Genomic DNA, 24,659 nt, shown 5'->3' on the forward strand with positions numbered 1-24,659 from the left:
GTTCATTCATTACAGATTCAACAGCTTGCTGATTAAGGTCATTCCGATCTTTTCTTCTTCGCTTTGGCACGTGCGCGGATTTTGTCCGCATATCCGACTTTGTTCTCTTGACGTGGTCTGGCAATGGCCAGATCGTTATCAGGGACAGCATGTGTTACAGTGGAGCCTGCTACAACATAAGCACCTTTTCCAATCTTAATCGGGGCGATCAGATTCACGTTGCTACCAATAAAGGCATCGTCTTCAATTTCTGTAATGGATTTATTATATCCATCATAATTGACCGTTATTGCCCCGCAGCCAATATTTACATTTGTACCCACCTTGGCATCACCGACATAGCTCAAATGAGACACCTTGGAATGATCTCCAATGGTCGCATTTTTCACCTCAACAAAGTCACCAATTTTCACATGTTCGCCAAGCTTCGCGCCTGGACGCAGATAAGCAAACGGCCCCACAGATGTACTGCTTCCCACTTCCGCTTCGTTCAACACCGAATGTTTTACCGTTGCGCCTGAATGGATAATCGTATTCTGAATCTCAGCCTGCGGACCAATCACACAATCTTCTCCGATTTGTGTTTGACCATGCAGCCATGTGTTCGGGTACAGTACCGTATCGGAACCAATAACAACCTCGCTCCCGATATAGGTAGAAGACGGATCAATGACAGTGACACCATTTAGCATATGCTTGCGAACGATGCGCTCACGCATATAGCCCTCAGCTACCGACAAAGCGACTCTGTCGTTAACACCGATGGATTCAGACACATCATCTGTCAAATACGCCTCAACCTGTTCACCTTCACCATGCAAAATACCAATGACATCTGTCAGATAATATTCCTGCTGTGCATTGGTGTTCGTTACCTTGTCCAGCGCTGCAAACAGCTTGGCATTGTCAAAGCAGTACGTTCCCGTATTGATCTCCCGGACAGCATCTTCCTCAGGTGAACAATCTTTCTGTTCCACGATCTTGAGCACGGCCCCGGAAGCATCACGGATAACTCGTCCATATCCTTTCGGGTCGTCCAACTCAGCGGTCAAAATCGTCGCAGCTGCCCCACGGCTCTCGTGCAATTGCACCAAGCCTTCCAGCGTCTCCGCTGTGATCAAAGGAGTATCCCCACAAATGACAATGGTTGTACCTTTTTCCTGACCGAGCAAGTCCTTGGCTTGCTTAACAGCATGGCCCGTTCCCAACTGCTCTGCCTGAAGCGCATATTCTGCCGTCGGTCCCAAATAAGACTGTACCGCCTCTGCTCCATGACCCACGACGACTACACTTCGGGACACACCGATTTCACGAACCGTGTCGAGCACATGCCCAACCATCGGTTTTCCGCACACCGGATGCAGAACTTTATATAATTTGGATTTCATACGTTTTCCCTGCCCTGCGGCAAGAATGACTGCCAACCTTTCCAACAAGTCCAACCTCCTATCCTGAAAATAACAGTTACCCCTTGGCTAAAACGTTAATTCCCAGATCAGATTTTGCTTAACTTTTCACAATCCTCCTGAAAAATAACGGCGAACCTTTGGTTAATGGCTATTTTTTCAGGCCAGCTTGTGCTGGACATTCATCCCCGGGACGCATCGCTGCCTAGTCCCTGTCTTATGAAAAAGCCGCTTCGGCAGCCCGGATGGCTCCAAGTTGCCTTAAAACTGACTGTTAACTCACTAAAGAATATATCTCATTCCAGACAAAAAGAAAAGAGAGCCACAGTTAGTGGCTCTCTTTTTCTTTTGTTCCCCAATCCTGCTTTAGGCGAATTAAGCGCCTTCTTCAATAGCAACTTCTTCATCCACAGCCGCACGTTCGTACTCAGTCAATACAGCAGCTTGGATCTTCTCACGGGTTCCTGAAGATATCGGGTGAGCGATATCGCGAAACTCTCCGTCTGGAGTTCGTTTGCTTGGCATAGCTACGAACATCCCGTTATTACCGTCGATAACTCGGATGTCATGAACAACGAACTCGTTATCAATCGTAATGGATGCAATCGCCTTCATTCTTCCTTCTGAGTTCACTCGGCGGAGTCTAACATCCGTAATCTGCATGTGTGTTTCACCACCTTTTTCCAAATAGGACTTGGTGTATACATTCCACACAGCAGTTCGAAATCCTTCTTTTTTTCGGCAATTCGTATCCTAAATTCAGGTAATTTTTTTGAAAAGATTTCTTTTCGACATATTTAGGTATTTTATGATGGATTGTGACAATTTACAGCCCTGTTCACTCATCAAAATAATTGCCCAGCTTGACCGTAATTTGCTTGCTTCGAGAATCGACTGCGGTCAGATTCGCCAGTGAAATATAATCGTGCAGCAGGCGCTCTTCGTTCTCCACCTCGCCCGATTCTACCAGCACACCTACACCGGCCACCTCAGCATTAAACTCAGCCAGCAAGTCGACCATCCCCTGAATCGTGCCACCGGCCTTCATAAAATCATCTACGATAAGCACACGCGATTTCTCACGCATCGCACGTCTGGATAAAGACATCGTATGCAGGCTCTTTTGTGATCCTGAAACATAATTAATACTTACAGCCGAGCCTTCTGTTACCTGATGATCACGCCGTACGAGAACGACTGGCAAATTCAGCTGTGCTCCGGTTGCATAGGCAAGTGGAATACCCTTGGTCTCCACCGTCATAACCACATCAATCTGACGATTGGCAAAGGCGGTCGCGAATATTTTACCAGCTTCGTTCATCATCGCAGGTTGGCCCAGCAAATCGGACAAATACAGGTATCCTCCCGGTAATATGCGGTCAGGCTGCTCCAGTTGCGCACACAGGTCGTTCGCAAACGCAAGCGCATGCTGCTTGGAAAGCCTCGGGATCAGTTTCACGCCCCCTGCCGCTCCCGCCAGCGTCAGAAGCTCGCCAGTACCTTCATCCTCAAATACTTCCTTGATGATGGCCAGATCCTCGCTTATGGACGACTTAGCTGCCCCGTAGCGATCCGCAAAATGAGTAAGAGGCACCAGCGTATGCGGCCGTGACAATAAAAATTGCGTCATTTCCACCAATCGTGAGCTTCTTTTAAGTTTTTTCACAACAATTCCTCGCGATCTATTCTCCTGCCGCCCGCTTCGTACAGTAAAGCACCGGCGGACTGGCCGGTTGCTGGCGGAATGTAAGTGATATAGTGAAATCCGAATATTTAATAGTAAATATATCATCTTCGTACGTATTTGTACAACAATTGCCACTATAATAAGAAAGAAATATCTAAAATCAGGTCAAAAGTCGTACTGCGTACACATCTTTACAAAACCCTCTTAGTCCATTGTAAATCCGTGGCACTTTGGCTTCCTTCGATACTAGTCCGAACACCGTAGGTCCACTACCTGACATCAGCACACCGTCTGCTCCTAAGCGGATCATGGAGTTTTTAAGATGCTCTACCTCTGGATACAGCTTTAGTGTTACATCCTCCAGTACATTCCCCAGTGCGTTGCATACATCGGTAAAAGAAGCGTTACGGATCGCATGCTCCATCTGGCGTGCAGACGGGTGGTGCGTAATCTGATCCGCTTTGACACGACCGTACACTTCAGCCGTCGATACATTAATCGGCGGCTTCGCAAGGATCACCCAGCATTGTGGCGGATTCGGAAGTGGCTTGAGCAGTTCTCCGCGTCCACTCGCTAAAGCTGTACCCCCTGTAATACAGAAAGGTACATCTGAGCCCAGCTCCGCACCCAGCACCCTTAATTCGGCATCCGAGATACCAAGCTTCCATAGCTTGTTCAGTCCACGCAGCGCTGCGGCAGCATCACTACTTCCACCCGCCAACCCTGCTGCCACCGGGATATGCTTATCCAGATGGATGTGGACGCCCGTAGACACGTTATAACGTTCTTTGATCAGGCGCGCAGCCTGAAAAGCCAAATTCTTTTCATCCAATGGTATGTACCCGGCTTGACTTGAAATAATAATGGTATCACGCGGTAACTCAGACATCGTCAATCGGTCAGACAGATCGACCATGGTCATAATCATTTCGACCTCGTGATAACCATCGTCCCGTTTACGTAGAACATCAAGCATTAAATTGATTTTCGCCGGTGCTTTTTCATATATTTTCAAGGCGTTCACCCACCTTCAACTTTTCCCTCAAGACAGCTTAACATATTATATCAGACTCAGCGTGTCAAGTCATGAGGTTCAAAAAAGCGGAGATGACCCGGTCTAATCCCGGATATCCCCGCTTTTCATCAGCACCACCGATGGCTACGATTTGCGAGAAGCAGCCTGCTCAGCAAGCTGGATGGCCCGCTTGACCATATTGCCCGCATCCTTGGCTTTAATGCCTCCCCAGCCTTCTTCCTTGACCGTGTCGTAAAATCCAAGATCTTTGGCCAGCTCGTACTTTAGCTCCTCCGACATGACACTCCGTCTTCTTCGGCTCATACATACGCCTCCTTCGGCAATGGAATAAGGAAGATCATTCCCGGCTTAGTATGTGCAGAGATGTCATGCTTCATCCTGCTCTGTATATACAAAACGGCCCCGTCATTTGAAATGACGAAGCCGTCGTTAAACCTGCAAAGCTGGTATAAATCACGAAATGAATTAAGGTGTTTCAAAATATTCGACTACACTTGTATGGGAGTCGGGATCATATACGCTGACTTCCACCGACTCGGTAAGGATGTCAGCATAGCTGTAGGAGACACGTTTAAACGTCTGTTGCTCCTGATCCAGCTTGACGATAAAAACAGAAGGGTACGTTTCTTCCAAGACACCAGTTCGTTCGACGGTCTTACGGCGTCCGCCGTTAGCCCGCAGCAAAATTTTTTGCCCTACATGTGCGTCGAGACTGCGTTTGATTTCCAACAGCGTATTTTTAGCCATTGCCTAACGACCACCTCTTTCCTTGTCCATTATAACGAATTTTAGAGGGATTGTCAAATCGAGCTAAATATTATAACAACACGAAAAATAAGTTGTCAATTTAATTTTTTGCGAACAGGAATAATTTATATAAAAAATGACAAAAAGCCTCTGAAAGCAGAGGCTTTTTGTTCAAGTCAATCCTATTGGCACATTTGAATCCTAGATTGCAGAAGGCGTTACTTTAAGCGTTGACAAATTTTCAAGCTTCGGCAGGCCGATGCGATAGCTTCCTCTGGTTTCAATTCCACCCACTCCGCGACTGCCGCTGATTGTCTGGTGAAACAGGTCCCCCATATTCACCGTATCACGGATCGAAGTAAAGGCCGCCTTGGCAGCCACGTAAACGGGGTCCAGCGCGTGAATCAGGATACGCCCTGGTGAGCTGGCGAAGTTCGCTCCCGCACGCAGCAGCGCCTCAAAATGGGACTGGCACGCCCCCGCTACAATGGTCAGCGAATCCAGATGACGTTCATATTGTCTTGCTACCTGAATTGCCGCCACAAAATTTTGCGAATTTTTATAACTTTTCAAGCTGTACAAATCGTAAGGCTGTGGCTGCTTTAGCACGCCATCATGTCCGGTAATCACTACAATATCCGGACGGATACGGGGAAGCAGCCGGTACAACGTATCCGCCATTGCCGATTCATGAACGTGATGTCCCTCTGCAGGAACACGGAGCTGTTCATATAAACTGAGACATTTTTTCAAATAGCCGGGATCTCCATCCAGATGAAGAACCTTTCCCGGCATTTCAAAATACGTTGACTCGACTGGATCACTCCAGTCCCCAACCAGAGCTGCCTGACTACGAGCAGCTTGCTGCTGGCGTGCCCGTTGCAACAGATTAAGAGACTCACCAGCCTTAATGTGAGCCTGCTGAGTCTTACCGCTAATCTGGTCTGCAGGCACTCTGACCAGATCGTTCACCGGGGAATCGGCCAGCAACCGAAATTCTATTCCCTTAATGATCGCTTTATCCCGCTGGATGTCCTCAACGCGAAACGTGACATCTCCGCCGTACGATTTCCGAACGACCAAGTCTCCTAAACTCATCACACTGTATCACCCCTCGTATATCGTATGGGTGAATGCACAGTTTGGTTCCAGCTTAGGATATACCTGCTTCCACCAGAACAGCACTGAGACGCGCAAATTCCTCAATACTTAGCGTTTCTCCTCGACGGGAGGGTTCAATACCAGCTTGTTGCAACAACGGCTCCAACGTGTCCTTGTTCTCTTTGGTGAAGAATCGGCTTTTTAAGTTATTGGAAATCGTTTTACGACGCTGGGCAAAAGCAGCATGAACCACTTCAAAGAAGTGCTTCTCATCCACCACTTCCACCGGAGGGGCTTCCCGTACACGCAACCGAATGACTGCAGACTCCACATTTGGCTGGGGAATAAATACTGTATTCGGTACAATACAGACCAATTCAGGTTCGCTGTAATATTGTACTGCAATGCTCAGGCTACCGTAATCCTTCGTTCCAGGAGACGCAGCCATACGCTCAGCCACTTCTTTTTGGATCATAACGACGATATTCTCCAAAGGAAGCTTGTCCTCCAGTAGCCTCATCAGAATCGGTGTAGTAACGTAATACGGCAGATTAGCCACGACACTTACTTTACTCACGTCTGCAAAATCAGCTGCAAACACCTCGCGTAAATCCAGCTTCAGCACGTCTCCATGACGTACCTTCACATGCTCATAAGGGGCCAACACTTCTTCGAGAATTGGCAGTAGCCGCTGGTCAATCTCAACAGCGGTAACTACCTTGGCCGATTGCGCCAGCTTCTCGGTCAAAGCGCCAATCCCAGGACCAATCTCAAGTGCGCCCTTCGTCTCATCCAATCCGGCAGCATTCACAATCTTATTGAGAATATTTTGATCAATCAGGAAATTTTGTCCCAAACTCTTTTTGAACGAAAAACCGTGCCGTTGAATAATTTCCTTTGTACGCCGCGGTGTTGCTATATCTTGAATTCCTGTCATACGGATATCACAATCCTTCACTTTCAATTTGTGCCAGCGCTCCGGCAAATTCCTCGCGGCTGATCTGAAATACAGAGAGCCGTTTATGTAGCTGCTTTCCGTTACAATAACCAATACCCAGCACATTCCCTAAGGCCATACGGCGTGCAGCAGCATTGGGGTGGGTGATAAGTCCAGCATCAATCAGGTCCGCCCACTCAATCAGCGGGTCGGCGCCTTCTACTGTCGTATGAACCCGTGCGAGAGCGTGTCTGATCGCTTCCGGTGAGGCATTCTCCACACCAATATCTCCTTTGCGCGTCGCTTCTGCCTCGGGTATAAAGGCCTGCTTGCAGCCGGGTACCTTGGAAGCGATAATCTTACGGATGCGCTCCCCTGCATGATCGGGATCGGTTAAAATGATGACCCCCCGCCGCTCCTGCGCCAATGCAATTTTACGCAGCGTCATTTTATTAATGGCTGAGCCGCCAGTTTCTATCGTATCCGCTTCAACAGCGCGGCGAATGGCCACCGTATCATCCCGGCCCTCTACCACGATCACTTCCTTGATCATTTGCATTTCCCTCCACTGCTACACAGCAAGCTATATTTATCTTTCCCTGCTTTTGAAAACAAAATAAGAAGAGGATATCCTCTTCTTAGCATGGCATAACTATGTTGTTAATACTATCGCATTGCCCTCAACATACACAACCTGTTTTAGTTGATTTCAGGCTTTACCGGTCCGATAACATATACGGTTTTACCGTGCTTACGACCAAATTGGTTGGCTCGGCTCAAACTCTCATAATACACATCGATTTTGTGGCCTTTAATCGCGCCACCGGTATCCTCCGCACGGCGGAAGCCCACTCCTTCGATATACACCCACCAGCCGATTGGAATTATACTCGGATCGACAGCGATGGTACGGCCTTCCGTCACGCGCGTGCCGGATGCAGTACGTGTACCGATACCTGGCTCCTGTGAGGAATACGCCGTCATGGAGACATTTTGTAAAACTTTGCTATATTTAAAATTGACGCCTGCTTTACGGACAGCACTGCCCGAACTAACCGTTGTTGTCTTAACCGCATCATTGGGACCGACGGAAGCAGCAAGAACGACCGGCTTTTTCTTCGTTCCTACCGCAATAACCTTATCCACACGGTTCTGTGCAACTTCCTTGTTAACCAGCTGTTTGGATACCAACTTTCCATCATGATATACCTTTTGAACGTGCTGGACTACCACACCCGATTTGCCGCTTTGAATGACCCGATTATCGCCTTTATAAAGACTTGGATCGGCCGTTTTGATGACCTGATAAGGCACCTGTTTTTTCTGTTCGACCTGCTGTTTCTTCACACGGACGATTTTTATGTCCATGTTAGACGAAACAGAGGCATCCAACGCAGGATAAACTTTATCCGTTGACGATAATTTATAGCCCGAGGTACGAATGGCACCTTCTACTGTATTTTCTGTTGTGTACAGCTTTTTCGTCTCATTGCCTGAAGATACTTTAACTTGATTGGCACGTTTAATGACTACGCGGTCCCCATCCTGTACTGCTCCATTTAGCGGCATAGAAATTGTATCATGCGGCTGAAGTGAAATGGAATGCTCGCTCAGCAAATCTTGAAGCTTGGATTCCCGGGTTTCTACCGCAGATGCCTTGCCATCAATGACAAAAAAGACTTGTTTTTTAGATTGCGTGTACATCAGAATTGAAATCATAATCGTTAGCGCGATTAGAAAAATAGCAACCAAAGCAGCCTGGCGCACATTCTCTTGCTTCCAACGCAATACGTAAGACATGCTGGATGAGCGTGACTCATGGGTCTCCTCTTTTTGGAAAATGCCCATTTCCTCCGTCCTCCTTACATAGCCCGCCGTCTGGAGTAAGACATAGTTGAGATTTGACGTGACTATAACAGATTTTCTACAAGACAAGCCCAAACTGCGACTGTCCTGCACCATGTACCCGTCTTCGCGGCATGCTGTCCTCCCCTGTTTAACCACAGTATGATGACAGATTTTCTTTTATTCACAACAAAAAAAGCCAAAGAAAGAGACTAGAGAGCTCTTTCGTGGCTTCCGGCATGTGTGAATATGCGGGAAAACTCATGCACGAGATGGCTTCTCTCTTGTTACGCTTACGGGGTTAGCTGTCGGGTTCGGACGTAGAGAGTCGCCCTAGCTTGGGTCAACCGCTCATGGCGGTCGCCTTCACATTCACCCCGAAGACCCAGAAAGAAATCGAAATACGGCTCCTCCACCTGTTCAATCCCATCCGGGAAAAGAAATTAGGTCGAGCCGGCTGGCGGAAGGGACGTTCCCTTCTTGCACATACGCCGGACGTACTGTAAGCCATATCGGTTCCCCCGTTCCCTGTAAAAGGGACTCAGCGAGACTGGTTCATGAAATGACTTGTTGATGTTTACATTCAAACAACAATTCACTGAAAAGATGATATCCTGTTTCTATGCATGTTGTAAAGCAGGTTTCAAGTACATTTTTCAAAATATTCGGTTAAAATATTGTAATATTCTCGAGTTTCCTGCAACAAATTCATGATTAGCTTCGTCTATCTCTTTATTTTGATCGATTTCTTCGCTTTTTTATTGAATGTCAAATCGTTCCAAGGCATTTTGGGTCGTTATTGACACTAATTCCTCCACTGTAATCCCCTTAATTTGGGCTGCAGCCTCTGCTACCAGTCTCACATGCGCAGACTCATTTCGCTTCCCGCGAAACGGATGCGGCGTCAGGTAGGGCGCGTCCGTTTCAATGAGCAGACGGTCCAGTGGCACCTGTGCCAGCACCTCTTTTGGCTGCTTGGCATTTTTAAACGTTATTGGACCACCGAAGGAAAGGTGAAATCCCATATCCAGCACCATTTTGGCTGTCTCCCAGCTCCCAGAAAAGGAGTGCATGACTCCGCCAATCTCACTCGCTTTTTCCTCACGCAAAATCCTAACAATATCTTCATGGGCATCCCGGTTATGAATAACAATGGGCATTTTGAGCTCACGAGCCAGACCAATTTGATTTCGAAACACCCGATGCTGAATATCCTTCGGTGATGTATCCCAATAATAATCCAGACCGATCTCTCCGATGGCTACGACCTTCTTATGACTACATAACGATGCAATCCATTCTAAATCGCCCTCTTGCATTGTAATCGCATCCTGTGGGTGCCATCCAACTGCCGCATAAATAAAATCATACGTCTCGGCCAATTTCATGGTGGATGGAATGGTCTCACGATTAAATCCGATATTGATCATCCGCGTTACTCCTGATTCGACAGCACGTGCTATAACTTCTTCACGATCTTCGTCAAATTGTGGCGCATCCAAGTGAGTATGAGTGTCGAATAAATCCAAGGTTTACATCTCCTTTTTTTACTTACATTTCTATATAGTTGTCTATTCTTTGACAAAATAATTCCTTATTTCGGCAGGAAGCCTGTCTTTTACCGCGTTCAATTTATTCTGGGGAAAATACATATGATATTTTCCTCGGTGGATACCACTTATGGAGCGCACAATTTCCGAAACTTCGGAAATTTCACTCACCTCGCCCTGACGTCCAAGCAGTAAAATCTGGTTGTCCGTCGAGCCACCCTGCCGAAACACATCATAAGGAAGATCCGTCGGAAAATCAATTTCAAAATCATATTCAGGGTGCAAACCAGCCTCTTCCAAAGCTTTCCGAATACTGTCAATGGTATCTGTATCCATATTTTCAATCTCTACATATTTATACAATCTACGGTCCATAAAGCGGCTGCTCAAATCACTTAAAATTTCGTCTTTTTCTCGTTTCCACTGGCTAAATACGGTCTGAATTAATGACTCATCGAGCATTAGATATTGCTCTACTGTAAGCTCTCCTTTCAACAGATCCGGCAGCGGGTCCAGCAGAAAACCAAACTCATATCCGTTTTTAAACAATTCCTTTGCTCGCTTGAAAATTTTACGTAAAAGGATCTCCGAGCTGCGTGTTACAGGATGAAAATAAATTTGCCAATACATCTGATAGCGTGACATTAAATAATCCTCTACTGCATGCATGCCTGATTCCTTCACAACAATTCTCCCATTATGAGGACGCAACAGTCGTAAAATACGATCCAAATCAATCGTGCCGTAGTTGACACCTGTCGAATGAGCATCCCGCAACAAATAATCCATACGATCGGCATCTAGCGGACTGGTCACCAAGTTAACAACAATCGGCTTATCATACGTTTTGGCTATAACTGCAGCCACCTTTTGTGGAAGCTTCTCGTCGACTTGCCGTAGCACGGCGTTGATCTTCGTGTCTCCCAGTACAATGCGGCATGTCCAATCCTCATGGTTCATATGAAAGGCTTCCTCAATTGAATGTGAAAATGGGCCATGCCCCACATCATGCAATAGAGCTGCACACAGAGCAACCAGCCTTTCCTCTTTCGGCCAATCTGGGAAATCTCCACGTTCAAATTGAGAAATAATACTTCTCGTAATCTCATATACGCCCAATGAATGTGAAAAACGGCTATGCTCCGCTCCATGAAACGTAAGATACGATGTGCCTAACTGCCGTATGCGGCGTAAACGTTGGAACTCCGGCGTGTTGATCAACCGCCATATCACAGTATCCTGAACATGAATGTAATTATGTACCGGGTCTTTAAATACTTTTTCTTCACTGAGTGGCTGGTGCAAGATATCAGCTCCTTTAATATTCGGAATAATGGATTAAAATACAATAAAATCCTAAAGCATTTCCCTCATTCGACATTCTTTGTCGTAATATGTCGAATTATAGTTTTTCGACATTTCCAAATCGACAAATTGAATAAATCATCAATAAGATAAGGCAATGCACATGAGTAAAGCTCTTTAATCTAAATACTTTTGCATAATCAGACTGTTACTACATTTTTTAGGTTGACTGTTTTGGGAATCGTTGGTATAGTAAATATCAGAAAAGAGAAAATTTTGTCGAATCATGACACTTATATTATTTTAAACGGCGAGAGGAGCCTGATTTATTATGATGAAATCCACTGGTATTGTAAGAAAAGTCGACGAGCTCGGACGTGTTGTTATTCCAATCGAATTGCGCCGTACCCTGGGAATCGGGGAAAAAGACGCGTTGGAAATTTATGTTGATGGCGAACGCATCATGCTTAAAAAATACGAGCCTGCTTGTATCTTCTGCGGTAATGCTGAGAACGTAATTTACTTCAAAGGGAAAATTGTTTGCCAAGATTGCATTTCTGAAATCCCAACACCTGTGACAAACTGAGAATTTTAGTATATAATAGACTTATCAGATATTGTTAATTCTAACCTTTTTCATATACACTCCTTGTTGCCTTCCACGGTTTGAACCCAACCGTTGGAAGGCCCTTTTTTGTTTAGGCAGATATTCATAAGAGTGCGTTGTAAACATCTCTCTTGGAGATTGCACGATCTGTGGCTGTACGCTTCATTGCGTCCTTGCGTGTAAGTCCCTCTTGCTCGTAATGTGCGACGTGGGACTCCAAAGATAAGGACTGCCACCATGCCTGACGTTCCTGTTCTTCTTCCTCTTCGTCTTTTCCTTCAACCACTAGACAATACTCACCAATCGGTGGATTTTCCTCTAGTTTAGCAAGGCATTGCTCCACGGTTCCTCGTACCCATTCCTCATGCAGCTTGGTCAGCTCACGCGCAAGCACCACTTTGCGTGAACCTAATGTTTCCTTCAACACCATCAATGTCTTCACAATACGATGAGGCGATTCATAAAAAATAATTGTGCCGTGAGATACCTGAAACGATAGCAACAGCTTCTCCAGGTCCTTTTTCTCCCGTGGTGGAAAACCAGCGAAGGTGAACCTTTCTGTATCCAGTCCTGAGGCAATTAAAGCAGATAGTGCCGCATTCGCTCCTGGGATGGGGATGACGCTAATTCCCGCTTCCAGTGCCAGCTTGACCAGATCCGAACCAGGGTCAGAAATGGCCGGTAGACCTGCATCGCTAACCAGCGCCAAGTTTTTCCCTTCTATTATGTAACGTATCAGTTCAGGCCCACTGGCAACCTTATTATGTTCATGATAACTAAAGAGCATATCCGGTGTGATTTCGAAATGAGTGAGCAGTTTACGTGTCTGCCGCGTATCTTCGGCAGCGATAATACTACACGACTTTAAGGTGTTAATTGCCCTAAAGGTCATATCTTCCAGATTCCCAATAGGTGTTGCAACAAGATACAATTTTCCCCGTTCTTCTTCGCTGTTACTAAAGCTTTTTTGTACAGCTGCTTTCACACAGAATCCCCCTTGCTTACTTCTCCATAGATATCTCTTATCTCCTGAGTATAATTCCCACTTTCCTGATATACAATGAGCGGAGGCAACAAACGAACCTCGGGTTTACCGTCACGTAATGCTTCAACCAGTACCATATTGGCTTCCATATGAACTCGTGGGTGAACAAAACGTATTCTTTTGGGTTCCAAACTATGTTTACGCATCAAGGTTATAATCTCGCCCAGCCGCTGCGGGCGATGAACCATGGATACTTTTCCCCCATTACGGACAAGCCGGGTGGATGCCTGAATGACTTCTTCCAGTGTGCAGTTCACTTCATGACGGGCAATTGCCTGGTGAGGATTCAGCTTGATATCGCTACCATTTAGCGGCATATAGGGGGGATTCACGGTAATCGCATCATAAACACCATGTCCCGTGATGTGAACCAGCTCACGCAGGTCCCCTTCCCGAATCTGAATTGCTGCTTCTAATCCATTCAAGCTGACACTGCGTCTAGCCATATCTGCCAAGCGTGGTTGAATCTCAATTCCTTCAATAGACGCTTTTGTTCGTGTCGTTAGCAGCAGGGGGACAACCCCATTGCCTGTACACAGATCCAGAATCTTTCCACGCTGCGGAATACCAGCAAAACGTGCCAGCAAGACCGCATCCATCGAGAAGCTGAATACTTCATCACTCTGGATAATGCGCAAATTATGTGAAAGCAGATCATCAATTCGTTCAGACTTCTTTTCTTTTTCCTCCATAGTGCTCTCCCATCTTTTATAACCAAAGTCGCTTTTCACTCATACTTCCCTACAAAAAAAGCCGTAGGCATCTTGCTCCTACGGCTTGTTTTTATTTATTCAAAAATGACAGACAGAAGAGGCAATCGCCTTCCGTTCGCAAATGTCCGTAATACACGTTGCATATATGAAATCCTTCATGATACAGCCTTGCTAGATTGTCGTAGCCTTCGCCCACGACCTCACCCGTTTGCCCTTCATCCTTAATGACGATCGGAGGAGGAAGCTTCGGCTTGTTTGCCGTCTTTTCTTCTCCAGAGGTTTCACGTTTGAGCATCTTGCGCACCTGTTCGTTTTCAATCGTTAGTCGTTGATTTTCCTCCAGCAGCTCTTTAACTGCCAGTTTCAATTCACCCAGATCGCTATGCAACTGTCCCATTTGGGTTTCCATTTCGTGAATACGCGCAAAAACATTTAATTTATCCAAGTTTCCACCCCGAAGCAACCTAATGGTTTACTTGACGACTACATCGTCCATTGGAAGTTCCTTGACCTTACTGATCTCAAACAGTTGAACATGCACCGTGCGATGACCTGCATTCACACCTACGACTTTACCTTCCCCCAAAGAGGTGATAACCATCTTACCCACCTGAGGTAGCTCTTCTCGCATACTTTCGTAGTTATCATGTTCAAACTTGAGACAGCACATCAATCTCCCGCACAACCCGGAAATCTTCGTCGGATTCAGCGACAAACTCTGATCCTTCGCCATCTTAATAGATACCGGCTCAAAATCCCCCAGCCATGAGGAGCAACACAGAATACGTCCACAAGGTCCAATTCCGCCAAGCATTTTAGCCTCATCCCGTACGCCGATCTGCCGCAGCTCGATCCGTGTACGAAAAATACTGGCCAAGTCCTTTACAAGCTCTCGAAAATCTACTCTACCCTCTGCCGTAAAATAAAAAATGATCTTATTGCGGTCAAATGTAAATTCTACATCTACCAATTTCATTTTAAGGCCATGGTCTTTAATTTTATTTAAACACGTGCCGAATGCATCCTTGGCCGCTAATTTATTCTCTTCTACCACAAGAGCGTCATCATCCCCAGCAATACGAATGACTTTTTTTAAGGGCAGGACAACATCCGAATCATTTACCTCTTTTTTGCCTACTACAACCTTGCCATATTCAATACCGCGCGCGGTCTCTACAATGACACAGTTTTCTTTCTCCACTGGAAGATCCAGCGGATCAAAATAATAAGTCTTGCCCGCCTTCTTGAAACGGACACCCACTACACTATACAAAAATTAACCCCCTTGTATGCCACTAAACCTCATTTGAAGCCGACATTGTACGAATGGCCGCAATTGAAGTCTCACTGTCGCACAAACCGGGAACCTGGCGTCGCGGATTGTGCAGAGTGGAACAAGCGCGCCTTCCTGTTAGCCGGTGATAGAACCGCTTGTATCGGACAACCCAATCAGAAGCTGCTCCACGCATAACTGCCCGTTGACGTGAAAACGGAGCTTCTTCCTGCAATTCGCGGCCAAATCCATATAAGAGACCCATTGTTCCGTGCTGCGGGTGATTGCCAATTTGGAGACGGACTCCAAATGATCTATGAAAACAATGCTTTCGTGCCTTCCGTAACGGAAATGAAGCATATCCTTAAACCACAAATGAAACAGATGAAACAGAATATCCAGGTGTTCAGAAAGTCCAGTTTTAAAAATCTTCTGTTGAGCCAGAATAATAGACGAGCTCCCCCGACTCATGGACTCCTTCACTAATTGTAACACTACGTTTCTAATTTCTGCAAACCAATTCTGCTGGAGAATTTCTCTACATGATTCCAGTCCTGAAGCAATATGAACGACCGACCGGACAAGCCCTGCCGTATAGCCTTCCCCAATTAATGCCTGCATCATCACCTCCGGCTGTAAAGCGTGGAAAGGAACCTGCTGCGTCCGTGATTGAATCGTAGGCAGCAACGCCTGTCCATTTTCAGAAATGAGTATACCGACCACTGGAATTTGGGGCTCCTCCAGAAATTTAAGTAAGCTATTAGCAGCTTGCACTGTCATGGTATCCGCCTGTCGGATGATATATACCTTCGGATTGGAGCTTTCAGATTTGTAAGAAAATATACGTTGAAGCCCGCGAATCTGATCAATTTTAATCGTAGCTCCATCCGGCTCTACAATATGCAAATCTGGATGATTCCCGTGCTCTACCTTGCGGCATGACAAACACTCCCCACATGCATCGTCCGTCTGTCGCTCACAAAATAAAGCCTTAGCAAAGATCTGCGCCATGTTCATCTGCCCGCTTCCCGGCGGCCCGCTAAAAACATAGGCATGGTTGACCGTATGATTCCGTAGTGCACTTTGCAGCATTTTTTTGGCTACATCCTGGCCCATTATATGTTGAAAAGACATATTTCCTCACTTTCTCCACTGAAAACAACTGTGATCCATCGGCAAATCGTTGTTCTTCCAGGCATGTACATAGTCAAAAATAATCTGCCAGCATGATCAGCAAGCAGATTATTTCTTCGTGGCAATAGCCCGTCTGTATTCATTTATAACATAAGTCTGCATTAAAATGAGAGATTAATTAGCAATCCTCTGATCTCACCGACCCCTTGCAAAAGCTCAATCTTGCCTTGCTCGGTTTCGAGCAGTTCATCTGCCATTTTGAGCAACAGCTCATCCACTTCATCAATCAGCTTATAACGTTTGCTGCGTCCCCGGCGATCCCAGCCCTTCGTGTCCTTCATGGACACGCCTCGCCGAACGGTATCTTCCAAAAACCGTTTAACCAGCATCTTATAGGCCTTCAGCTCACGAATCGTCATTGAACGTGCAAGACGATCTCCCTGCATTTGTATTTCCTTAAAGCGCCGATTCAATTCCTCCTGCGAAGCTTGCTCACCATTTTGCTGCATAACGTCGGAGAAGCTCTTGGGCTGAATTGGCTTTGCACTCATTTCATTTGTAGACAATGTACTTTGTAAAGGGCGATAGCCCGGATTTATTTTCATATAAACCTGCTTTCTCCCCGGATGCTTCCACTTTCCCCCTTCATGAACAGTTCAACCTAGAACTCAGGGTTTCTTCGGCTTTCCGGGGACTGCGCTGTAGCGCTGCCGTTTTAGTAGATCTGCCCTCATTCCCATCATGCAGGAAGATACAGGCGATTCCCCTATCATATCGGCAGAATAGGCCCTATTGTGTAGATTCAGAAATGCTCGAAACGGTCTACAGGCATCACGAATACCGTCGCTCCACCCACCTGCACTTCAACAGGCAACGGTAAATAGGAGTCCGTCGTCCCGCTCATAGGGGTAACGGGTGTGACCAGCTGTTCACGAACCTTGCAACTGCTGCGAATGACGTTCATTAATGAGTCCACCTGATTGTCATCAACACCGATCATAAATGTCGTATTACCTGCACGCAGAAATCCTCCTGTGCTCGCCAATTTGGTAGCACGGAAATTAGCTTTCACCAGTCCGCTGGATAATCTATTACTGTCCTTATCCTGTACAATCGCAATAATCAGCTTCATCCTGTATTCCTCCTTCAAGTCATATTAGAGACAACCTTGTCCCTAGCTCAATTTTACCGTATATCCTTCGACAATTATATGCTAAAATTCTGAGCAAACCGTGTTTTCAGCAAATCCTTCAATACTTGCTCCACCTGCTCTGGCGCCGGAGATGCATCAACAATTGTAATTCGCTCCGGAAATTTGCGAGCCAACTCCAAATATGCCTCTCGCACCTTATGGTGAAACGATATACTCTCCATGTCGAGGCGGTCCATTTCTGCTCCTCGTGACGCACTAATTCTTGCCAATCCCAGTTCGGGCTCAATATCCAGATAAAATGTGACATCCGGCTCCCAATCATCTACCGCAAAGCGATTAATTGAAGCTACCTCTTCAATTCCGATTCCTCTTGCAAATCCTTGATAGACTAAGCTACTATCCACAAAACGATCACATAATACGATAGCTCCCTGTTCAATAGCCGGCTTTACCTTCTCCACCAAATGCTGACGCCGTGCCGCCGCGTATAAAAGTGCCTCTGTTCGAGCATCCATACTGGTATGAGCAGGGTCCAAAATGATAGAACGAATCTTTTCGGAAATTTCGATGCCACCCGGCTCCCTTGTCGTGATGACTGGATAGCCTTCTTCCTCCATAAACTTCGCCAGCCGTTGAATCATAGTTGTTTTACCGGAGCCGTCTCCCCCCTCCAGTGTAATAAAAATGCCTTTGCGATTCATGTTATTCCCTGCTTTCCTGTCTGAAAAATAAAAGTCACCCACAGGCTACGTATGCTTCTTTTATTCAGTCTTCTGTATTTGTTAAGTCTCTAGTATCTAATCTTTATTGTAAACGGAATACCCGAATTGTAAGCATACTTTCATCTGCTACCCCGTGCCATTTGGCTCCCAGCTTACGTAGACGACCCATCCGCAGTGCAATCGCTTCTGTGATCGTTTCTCCTGCATATAGCAGTGGAATACCTGGAGGATACGGGATAATCATTTCGGCCGCTACCCTGCCAGCGCATTCCTCTACAGGCACCGTCTCCATCTGATCGGGGCTAATCGGTCGAAGCCCAAACGGCACCGGAATAGAGTATCCCTTCATTCTATCATTGTTCCACGTGGAAAAATCTAATTCGAGTCTTTGCTGCTCTTTTTCCGTTGGCCCCGGCTCACCAGCCGTCTCCTTAAATCTTATATCATTATTTATATGCACAAGAGCCTGCAACAGGTGACTCGCATCCTTAGCCGTAGAGCCTAACGTAAACAATAAAACAACATGTTTTTCGTCGCTCATCTCTGGAACACATCCGTAAGTCTCCAATTCGTGCTTGAGTTCAAATCCATCCAGTATACCCCATGTATCATACAGCACCAATTTAAAGGGATCCTGGGTTGAATATCTGCTTATTCCCTCCTCAGCCCTTTCTAGGACCTCAGAGGTTCCCCTGTGAGCGTATTCCCCCTCTAGTGCCTGCTGTGTAGATTCTAACAAGCGAAAGCGCGGGAGCTGCTCCAGGCCCTTTCTAAAAGCATCTACTGCCGCTAAGCCCATGGTAAAGGCATCTGCTCCATACGCCTCTATATACCATCTTGCCAAATCCAATGAAGCCATTAACGGATAAGAAGGGCTAGAGCTTTGCACCATCGCCAGTCGCTGACGAAGTAGTTCCCGATGAATTCTCTTTCCCTGCACATGTAACATGGCCCCCATGGTCATGGCTGGGAGCATTTTATGTGTCGATTGGACGACTACATCAGCCCCGCAGGATAGCGCAGAGGCTGGCAAACGAGGATGCAGCCCATAATGGGCACCGTGGGCCTCATCTACCAATAGCGGCACATGGGCTGCATGACAGACCTTAGCCGTTGCCGTTAGGTCATGTCCCATCCCATAGTAATTAGGTAGTGTAAGTAACACCCCTTTTGCCGAAGGATATGTCTTCAGTGCAGCCTTTATTGTATCCGTCGTTGGGGCAACCGCCAATCCGCTCAGTGTATCTATTTCCGGATCCAGGAATACCGCATTAGCCCCTGACAGCATGAGACCGTTCAGGACAGATTTGTGTACATTTCTCTGTACCAGCAGTAGATCTCCCGGCTCCGTACATACAGTTAAAATCATAGCCAAATTACCGACCGTGCTTCCTCCAATTAGCCAAAAGCTCTCTTCAGCACCAAAACACTTTGCAGCCAGCTCTTGCCCTTCACGAATCACATCTTCTGGGTGATGCAAATCATCCAGTCCAGTAATTTCTGTCGCATCAATAGACATCACTTCTTGCAACAGAGATGCAATATTTTCATGCTCATATACTTGTCCATTTTTATGACCGGGCACATGGAAAGAAGCATTGCCCTGAGTCCGGTAACGTATTAGGGCTTCCATTAATGGTGCGTGTACCGCCTTTTTCCCCATCATTCTGCAATCCTTCCAAACAAAGCTTTATATCTACCTTATTTTATCGTAAAATCAAGCGGAATCCTACTTTTACTCACAGAAAAAAAGGCCCGTATCGACAGACCTTGAATGCCAATCCTTCAAAGACTAATTAGCAAAGGATATTATGCATTTTTCTGTACCCAGATTTGCTTTAGTTGATCAATAAAAAAATGATATTTGGCATCAGTTGCATCCGTGTGTACCATTTCAGCTTCACACGTATCACAGATAAACTCGGAAACGATAAAAATGCCTTCATGCTTGTGCTGTCCGCATATAATACAGCGGTGGCCGCCTTGATCATGCATATCCATCCCACCTTGTTTCTTTTACTATTAGTATGGGGCACTTTCTACTATTTTAAACCTTTTCATAGCTCAGTTTGACGATATACTCTATATATATTCCTCCTGGGTCATTATGGTGTTTGTACCCCGTATGTTTAAAAAACAGCCGTCTATGCCGATATAATAAGAAAAGCTCTTATGTATGGATACCCTTTCATCGGAGCCTTGAACACTTCATCAGTGATAGCTTTTCCAGTAATTATAGAGTAGGCTAGCTAACACTGGATGTCGATCATTCTGTATTTCTACAAAAACGATTAAATGCTTATTTAAAGCGGCATGAGCGAAGTACCGTCCCTTTTTCCGGCTGTGGACGGGAAGCCACTTGTGATGCAGTAGATTAATGAAAGGACTGTTCGCATGACAGAGGAAACCGGAACCAAAGCTACCTACTATCACTACAAGCTCATTAAAAAAATCAGTATACCGCGTCAACTAGTATGGAGTCATATTTCACTTCCTATTATTATGCTTCTCTTTCTGCTTCTTGCCTTTTCCTGGACTAGCGTGTTTTTGTTTGCTCTTGCCTTTTTCCTTACCTTATGGGTACACTTCGTAATCTCACGATCTGTCCTATACATCGGTGGCGGAGCATCCTTCCGCAAACGCTGGGCATTCCACCGTAAGTTACCATGGCTAGGCTATATGACAGACCAGTACATAGGCTATAGCATCTTTCGTCGTGTGCACATACATACCCTCTGGATCGGTATCTGCTTATCAGGCGTATTCATTCTCTGGTCTCCACCAGCCTTTACGGTATCCTTACTCTTCTGGCATCTATGGCTTATTGCACCGCGTCTATACATCCTCAGTCGGCTTACGGGCGAGAGAAAAGACGGCATGTTGAAGTTTACCGATGAAGATGCCTCATATTATCAACAGTAAATCTAACCACTCATATCCGTACAGATAAAAAATCCGGATCTGAACTACCTACAACGATCTAGACTGAAGCAAAAAGGAGCAACCTCAATCGGTTACTCCTTTTTTTGCGACTTAACAACCATAATCGCTTTATTCTCTTATCAAGTAAACTTTTCCTCACCTTTATCCTCGTTAAATGTAGAGCAATTATTCAACATGCAAATATATAAAAGGAAGCTACTCCCTACTCAACGGCAGTTCTGAGTGCTTCCCCACATCCAATCTCATCATTCATCATTATACACAGCATACGATACGCTATGAGTTTACTATAAATATGATCTACATTAAGTCCTATGCTGCTTACCGGTTGAAAACCGTACTCCTAATTAAGATCCACGCTTTTGCTCTTCACAACAGCCTTTCTGTCTTTTGGAACCAATACAGTAAAAGAACCATCATGCACAGACAAATGCACCATGTGTTTATTTTTCTGAAACACCTTCTGATTGGAGGTGGATAGATTCGGTTCCTCAGTCCAGCCCCAAGCTGCAATCTCCTCTAGATAAGGAGCAGGTAGACTATCACTTTCCTTCAACGCTGGCAGTGCATAGCGAACATAGTCCATGTCCGAATTACTGCTGGCCCGATCGGTTTTACTAGCTTCCTTGGGAACCGGAAACGTCTTCTCGTTGGCAGCACCCTCAAACGATGTCCAAGAAGGCTCCTCTTCCACGCACCCGGTAAGAATCGCGACAGCGACACTGAATAGCACCAATAGAGCAAGCCATTTATTTCGCCGCATGATCTTCCCTCCTTACCAGCCTGATTGATTATACAAAAATCCTATGATGGAGTTTGCATAATTCTGCAACAATGCAGCGTGTGTGTATGGGATCCAATACCTATATTATACAGGGTTTACTCTTACATTCCGTAACAAAAATGTTACCTTCCTTTTGTAAGGATATTTCTAAAATATACATATATGCAAAAGAGGACCATGATCTCATTGAGATCATGGTCCTCTTTACTTGTTGCTTGGCGACGTCCTACTCTCCCAGGACCCTGCGGTCCAAGTACCATCGGCGCTGGAGGGCTTAACGGTCGTGTTCGGGATGGGTACGTGTGGAACCCCTCCGCTATCGCCACCAAACATGAATCTGCTGAGCAAATTCTTTTTCAGGAATCAGCATCGCCAAATGCTGTGTGTTCGCTTGTTCCATATAAGCCACTTGTGCTTATACAATACAAAACTTACACCCTGAAAACTGGATCCGAAACTCATTGCGTTTTATCTTAGGATAAGCCCTCGACCGATTAGTATTGGTCAGCTCCATGCATTACTGCACTTCCACCCCCAACCTATCTACCTCGTCGTCTTCAAGGGGTCTTACATACTGGGAAATCTCATCTTGAGGGGGGCTTCACGCTTAGATGCTTTCAGCGCTTATCCCTTCCGTACATAGCTACCCAGCGGTGCTCCTGGCGGAACAACTGGTACACCAGCGGTACGTCCATCCCGGTCCTCTCGTACTAAGGACAGCTCCTCTCAAATTTCCTACGCCCACGACAGATAGGGACCGAACTGTCTCACGACGTTCTGAACCCAGCTCGCGTACCGCTTTAATGGGCGAACAGCCCAACCCTTGGGACCTACTTCAGCCCCAGGATGCGATGAGCCGACATCGAGGTGCCAAACCTCCCCGTCGATGTGGACTCTTGGGGGAGATAAGCCTGTTATCCCCAGGGTAGCTTTTATCCGTTGAGCGATGGCCCTTCCATGCGGTACCACCGGATCACTAAGCCCGACTTTCGTCCCTGCTCGACTTGTAGGTCTCGCAGTCAAGCTCCCTTCTGCCTTTGCACTCTTCGAATGATTTCCAACCATTCTGAGGGAACCTTGGGGCGCCTCCGTTACTCTTTAGGAGGCGACCGCCCCAGTCAAACTGCCCACCTGACACTGTCCTCGCACCGGTTTACGGTACCAAGTTAGAACCTAGATACGATCAGGGTGGTATCCCAAGGATGCCTCCCTTCAAGCTGGCGCTCAAAGTTCGACGGCTCCCACCTATCCTGTACAGATCGTACCCAAATTCAATATCAAGCTGCAGTAAAGCTCCATGGGGTCTTTCCGTCTTGTCGCGGGTAACCTGCATCTTCACAGGTATTAAAATTTCACCGGATCTCTCGTTGAGACAGCGCCCAAGTCGTTACGCCATTCGTGCGGGTCAGAATTTACCTGACAAGGAATTTCGCTACCTTAGGACCGTTATAGTTACGGCCGCCGTTTACTGGGGCTTCGGTTCATAGCTTCGCTCTTGCGAGCTTACCACTCCCCTTAACCTTCCAGCACCGGGCAGGCGTCAGCCCGTATACTTCGCCTTGCGGCTTCGCACAGACCTGTGTTTTTGCTAAACAGTCGCTTGGGCCTTTTCACTGCGGCCCCCTCGGGCTATTCACCCTACCGAGGCACCCCTTCTCCCGAAGTTACGGGGTCATTTTGCCGAGTTCCTTAACGAGAGTTCTTCCGCGCGCCTTAGAATTCTCTTCTCGCCTACCTGTGTCGGTTTGCGGTACGGGCACCTTCTCCTGGCTAGAGGCTTTTCTTGGCAGTCTGAGATCATGACCTTCGCTACTATAATTTTCGCTCCCCATCACAGCCCAGCCTTACGATGTGCGGATTTGCCTACACATCAGCCTCACTGCTTAGACGGACATCCATCAGTCCGCGTCACTACCCTACTGCGTCACCCCATCGCTCATAACGGATTACGGTGGTACAGGAATTTCGACCTGTTGTCCTTCGACTACGCCTATCGGCCTCGCCTTAGGTCCCGACTTACCCTGAGCGGACGAACCTTCCTCAGGAACCCTTAGGCTTTCGGCGGATCTGATTCTCACAGATCTTTTCGTTACTCATACCGGCATTCTCACTTGAATGCAGTCCAGCGCTCCTTACGGTACACCTTCAACCCGCATTCAACGCTCCCCTACCCCTGATGCAAAGCATCAAGCCATAGCTTCGGTGGTGTGTTTAGCCCCGTTACATTTTCGGCGCAGAGTCACTCGACCAGTGAGCTATTACGCACTCTTTCAATGGTGGCTGCTTCTAAGCCAACATCCTGGTTGTCTGTGCAACTCCACATCCTTTCCCACTTAACACACACTTGGGGACCTTAGCTGATGGTCTGGGCTGTTTCCCTTTCGACAATGGATCTTAGCACTCACTGTCTGACTCCCGGAACTAAATCTATGGCATTCGGAGTTTGACTGAGCTTGGTAACCCTTGCGGGCCCCGCACCCAATCAGTGCTCTACCTCCACGATTCTTCTTTCCGAGGCTAGCCCTAAAGCTATTTCGGGGAGAACCAGCTATCTCCGGGTTCGATTGGAATTTCTCCGCTACCCCCACCTCATCCCCGCATTTTTCAACATGCGTGGGTTCGGGCCTCCAGTGCGTGTTACCGCACCTTCACCCTGGACAGGGGTAGATCA

The 24,659-nt window shown here is 46.6% G+C and carries 25 protein-coding genes, 2 rRNA genes and 1 riboswitch (1 of these 28 running past the window's edge); of the genes, 2 read left to right on the top strand and 25 right to left on the bottom strand.

Annotated elements, in window-relative coordinates; genetic code table 11:
* Positions 1 to 38 precede the first annotated feature (38 nt).
* The 12 genes from glmU to ACEN8J_RS22200 form a co-directional block, all read right to left on the bottom strand.
* Positions 39 to 1,436 (bottom strand): bifunctional UDP-N-acetylglucosamine diphosphorylase/glucosamine-1-phosphate N-acetyltransferase GlmU, encoded by a 1,398-nt coding sequence (glmU, locus tag ACEN8J_RS22145; protein WP_342434689.1) that lies wholly within the window; start codon positions 1,434 to 1,436, stop codon positions 39 to 41.
* A 345-nt stretch (positions 1,437 to 1,781) separates the two neighbouring features.
* On the bottom strand, positions 1,782 to 2,069 hold the full coding sequence (gene spoVG / locus ACEN8J_RS22150; protein WP_007428016.1) for a septation regulator SpoVG: 288 nt from the start codon (positions 2,067 to 2,069) through the stop codon (positions 1,782 to 1,784).
* Positions 2,070 to 2,244: 175 nt separating this feature from the next.
* Positions 2,245 to 3,072, bottom strand: a complete 828-nt coding sequence (gene purR / locus ACEN8J_RS22155) for a pur operon repressor (protein WP_029519376.1) — start codon at positions 3,070 to 3,072, stop codon at positions 2,245 to 2,247.
* Positions 3,073 to 3,253: 181 nt separating this feature from the next.
* Positions 3,254 to 4,108 carry a 4-(cytidine 5'-diphospho)-2-C-methyl-D-erythritol kinase gene (gene ispE / locus ACEN8J_RS22160; RefSeq protein WP_029519377.1) on the bottom strand — a complete coding sequence of 285 codons (855 nt, stop codon included), beginning with the start codon at positions 4,106 to 4,108 and terminating at the stop codon, positions 3,254 to 3,256.
* A gap of 144 nt (positions 4,109 to 4,252) precedes the next feature.
* Positions 4,253 to 4,432 (bottom strand): small, acid-soluble spore protein, alpha/beta type, encoded by a 180-nt coding sequence (locus ACEN8J_RS22165; protein ID WP_007428013.1) that lies wholly within the window; start codon positions 4,430 to 4,432, stop codon positions 4,253 to 4,255.
* Between the two features lie 162 nt (positions 4,433 to 4,594).
* On the bottom strand, positions 4,595 to 4,876 hold the full coding sequence (gene veg, locus ACEN8J_RS22170; RefSeq protein ID WP_013308120.1) for a biofilm formation stimulator Veg: 282 nt from the start codon (positions 4,874 to 4,876) through the stop codon (positions 4,595 to 4,597).
* Between the two features lie 201 nt (positions 4,877 to 5,077).
* Positions 5,078 to 5,974, bottom strand: a complete 897-nt coding sequence (yabG, locus tag ACEN8J_RS22175; RefSeq protein WP_023986432.1) for a sporulation peptidase YabG — start codon at positions 5,972 to 5,974, stop codon at positions 5,078 to 5,080.
* A 55-nt stretch (positions 5,975 to 6,029) separates the two neighbouring features.
* Positions 6,030 to 6,914 carry a 16S rRNA (adenine(1518)-N(6)/adenine(1519)-N(6))-dimethyltransferase RsmA gene (gene rsmA / locus ACEN8J_RS22180; protein WP_029519379.1) on the bottom strand — a complete coding sequence of 295 codons (885 nt, stop codon included), beginning with the start codon at positions 6,912 to 6,914 and terminating at the stop codon, positions 6,030 to 6,032.
* Between the two features lie 7 nt (positions 6,915 to 6,921).
* A complete protein-coding gene (gene rnmV, locus ACEN8J_RS22185; RefSeq protein ID WP_013308117.1) occupies positions 6,922 to 7,467 on the bottom strand; it encodes a ribonuclease M5 in 546 nt (181 codons plus the stop codon).
* Between the two features lie 146 nt (positions 7,468 to 7,613).
* Complete coding sequence (locus ACEN8J_RS22190) at positions 7,614 to 8,762, bottom strand: resuscitation-promoting factor (RefSeq protein WP_029519383.1); 1,149 nt, start codon at positions 8,760 to 8,762, stop codon at positions 7,614 to 7,616.
* A gap of 271 nt (positions 8,763 to 9,033) precedes the next feature.
* Positions 9,034 to 9,316, bottom strand: a riboswitch (cyclic di-AMP (ydaO/yuaA leader).
* 201 nt (positions 9,317 to 9,517) lie between these two features.
* Positions 9,518 to 10,288 carry a TatD family hydrolase gene (locus ACEN8J_RS22195; protein ID WP_318628343.1) on the bottom strand — a complete coding sequence of 257 codons (771 nt, stop codon included), beginning with the start codon at positions 10,286 to 10,288 and terminating at the stop codon, positions 9,518 to 9,520.
* Between the two features lie 42 nt (positions 10,289 to 10,330).
* Positions 10,331 to 11,614, bottom strand: a complete 1,284-nt coding sequence (locus ACEN8J_RS22200) for an HD domain-containing protein (RefSeq protein ID WP_029519386.1) — start codon at positions 11,612 to 11,614, stop codon at positions 10,331 to 10,333.
* Positions 11,615 to 11,945: 331 nt separating this feature from the next.
* On the opposite strand from ACEN8J_RS22200, the gene ACEN8J_RS22205 reads away from it, so the two are divergent.
* Positions 11,946 to 12,200, top strand: a complete 255-nt coding sequence (locus ACEN8J_RS22205) for an AbrB/MazE/SpoVT family DNA-binding domain-containing protein (RefSeq protein WP_007428005.1) — start codon at positions 11,946 to 11,948, stop codon at positions 12,198 to 12,200.
* Positions 12,201 to 12,324: 124 nt separating this feature from the next.
* On the opposite strand, the gene rsmI is transcribed toward ACEN8J_RS22205, so the two are convergent.
* From rsmI to ACEN8J_RS22255, 10 genes are all read right to left on the bottom strand, one after another.
* Positions 12,325 to 13,206, bottom strand: a complete 882-nt coding sequence (gene rsmI, locus ACEN8J_RS22210) for a 16S rRNA (cytidine(1402)-2'-O)-methyltransferase (RefSeq protein WP_029519388.1) — start codon at positions 13,204 to 13,206, stop codon at positions 12,325 to 12,327.
* Complete coding sequence (locus tag ACEN8J_RS22215; protein ID WP_341071447.1) at positions 13,203 to 13,958, bottom strand: tRNA1(Val) (adenine(37)-N6)-methyltransferase; 756 nt, start codon at positions 13,956 to 13,958, stop codon at positions 13,203 to 13,205. Before ACEN8J_RS22215 ends, rsmI begins: the two co-directional genes overlap by 4 nt.
* A gap of 91 nt (positions 13,959 to 14,049) precedes the next feature.
* Positions 14,050 to 14,424 (bottom strand): DNA replication initiation control protein YabA, encoded by a 375-nt coding sequence (gene yabA / locus ACEN8J_RS22220; protein WP_025722558.1) that lies wholly within the window; start codon positions 14,422 to 14,424, stop codon positions 14,050 to 14,052.
* A gap of 27 nt (positions 14,425 to 14,451) precedes the next feature.
* Complete coding sequence (locus ACEN8J_RS22225) at positions 14,452 to 15,252, bottom strand: PSP1 domain-containing protein (protein WP_013308110.1); 801 nt, start codon at positions 15,250 to 15,252, stop codon at positions 14,452 to 14,454.
* Between the two features lie 138 nt (positions 15,253 to 15,390).
* Positions 15,391 to 16,386 carry a DNA polymerase III subunit delta' gene (gene holB, locus ACEN8J_RS22230; RefSeq protein WP_023986424.1) on the bottom strand — a complete coding sequence of 332 codons (996 nt, stop codon included), beginning with the start codon at positions 16,384 to 16,386 and terminating at the stop codon, positions 15,391 to 15,393.
* Positions 16,387 to 16,547: 161 nt separating this feature from the next.
* Positions 16,548 to 16,991 carry a YaaR family protein gene (locus tag ACEN8J_RS22235; RefSeq protein WP_013308108.1) on the bottom strand — a complete coding sequence of 148 codons (444 nt, stop codon included), beginning with the start codon at positions 16,989 to 16,991 and terminating at the stop codon, positions 16,548 to 16,550.
* A 197-nt stretch (positions 16,992 to 17,188) separates the two neighbouring features.
* Positions 17,189 to 17,518 carry a cyclic di-AMP receptor DarA gene (gene darA, locus ACEN8J_RS22240; protein WP_007427998.1) on the bottom strand — a complete coding sequence of 110 codons (330 nt, stop codon included), beginning with the start codon at positions 17,516 to 17,518 and terminating at the stop codon, positions 17,189 to 17,191.
* A gap of 74 nt (positions 17,519 to 17,592) precedes the next feature.
* A complete protein-coding gene (tmk, locus tag ACEN8J_RS22245; protein WP_029519390.1) occupies positions 17,593 to 18,240 on the bottom strand; it encodes a dTMP kinase in 648 nt (215 codons plus the stop codon).
* Positions 18,241 to 18,343: 103 nt separating this feature from the next.
* Complete coding sequence (locus tag ACEN8J_RS22250) at positions 18,344 to 19,927, bottom strand: aminotransferase class I/II-fold pyridoxal phosphate-dependent enzyme (RefSeq protein ID WP_029519391.1); 1,584 nt, start codon at positions 19,925 to 19,927, stop codon at positions 18,344 to 18,346.
* 143 nt (positions 19,928 to 20,070) lie between these two features.
* Complete coding sequence (locus tag ACEN8J_RS22255; RefSeq protein WP_023986422.1) at positions 20,071 to 20,256, bottom strand: sigma factor G inhibitor Gin; 186 nt, start codon at positions 20,254 to 20,256, stop codon at positions 20,071 to 20,073.
* Between the two features lie 399 nt (positions 20,257 to 20,655).
* Between ACEN8J_RS22255 and ACEN8J_RS22260 the strand changes: the two genes are divergently transcribed.
* The gene (locus tag ACEN8J_RS22260; RefSeq protein ID WP_029519392.1) at positions 20,656 to 21,183 is read left to right on the top strand and encodes a hypothetical protein; all 528 of its coding nucleotides are present in this window, start codon (positions 20,656 to 20,658) and stop codon (positions 21,181 to 21,183) included.
* Positions 21,184 to 21,547: 364 nt separating this feature from the next.
* Here ACEN8J_RS22260 and ACEN8J_RS22265 read toward each other — a convergent pair whose 3' ends face one another.
* From ACEN8J_RS22265 to ACEN8J_RS22275, 3 genes are all read right to left on the bottom strand, one after another.
* Entirely contained in the window at positions 21,548 to 21,967 is a 420-nt protein-coding gene (locus tag ACEN8J_RS22265; protein ID WP_013308104.1) for a hypothetical protein, read from the bottom strand.
* 234 nt (positions 21,968 to 22,201) lie between these two features.
* Positions 22,202 to 22,318 (bottom strand): 5S ribosomal RNA (gene rrf / locus ACEN8J_RS22270).
* 144 nt (positions 22,319 to 22,462) lie between these two features.
* Positions 22,463 to 24,659 (bottom strand): 23S ribosomal RNA (locus tag ACEN8J_RS22275); it runs 732 nt beyond the window's last position.

It is taken from the genome of Paenibacillus sp. Paensp38 (assembly GCF_059491915.1).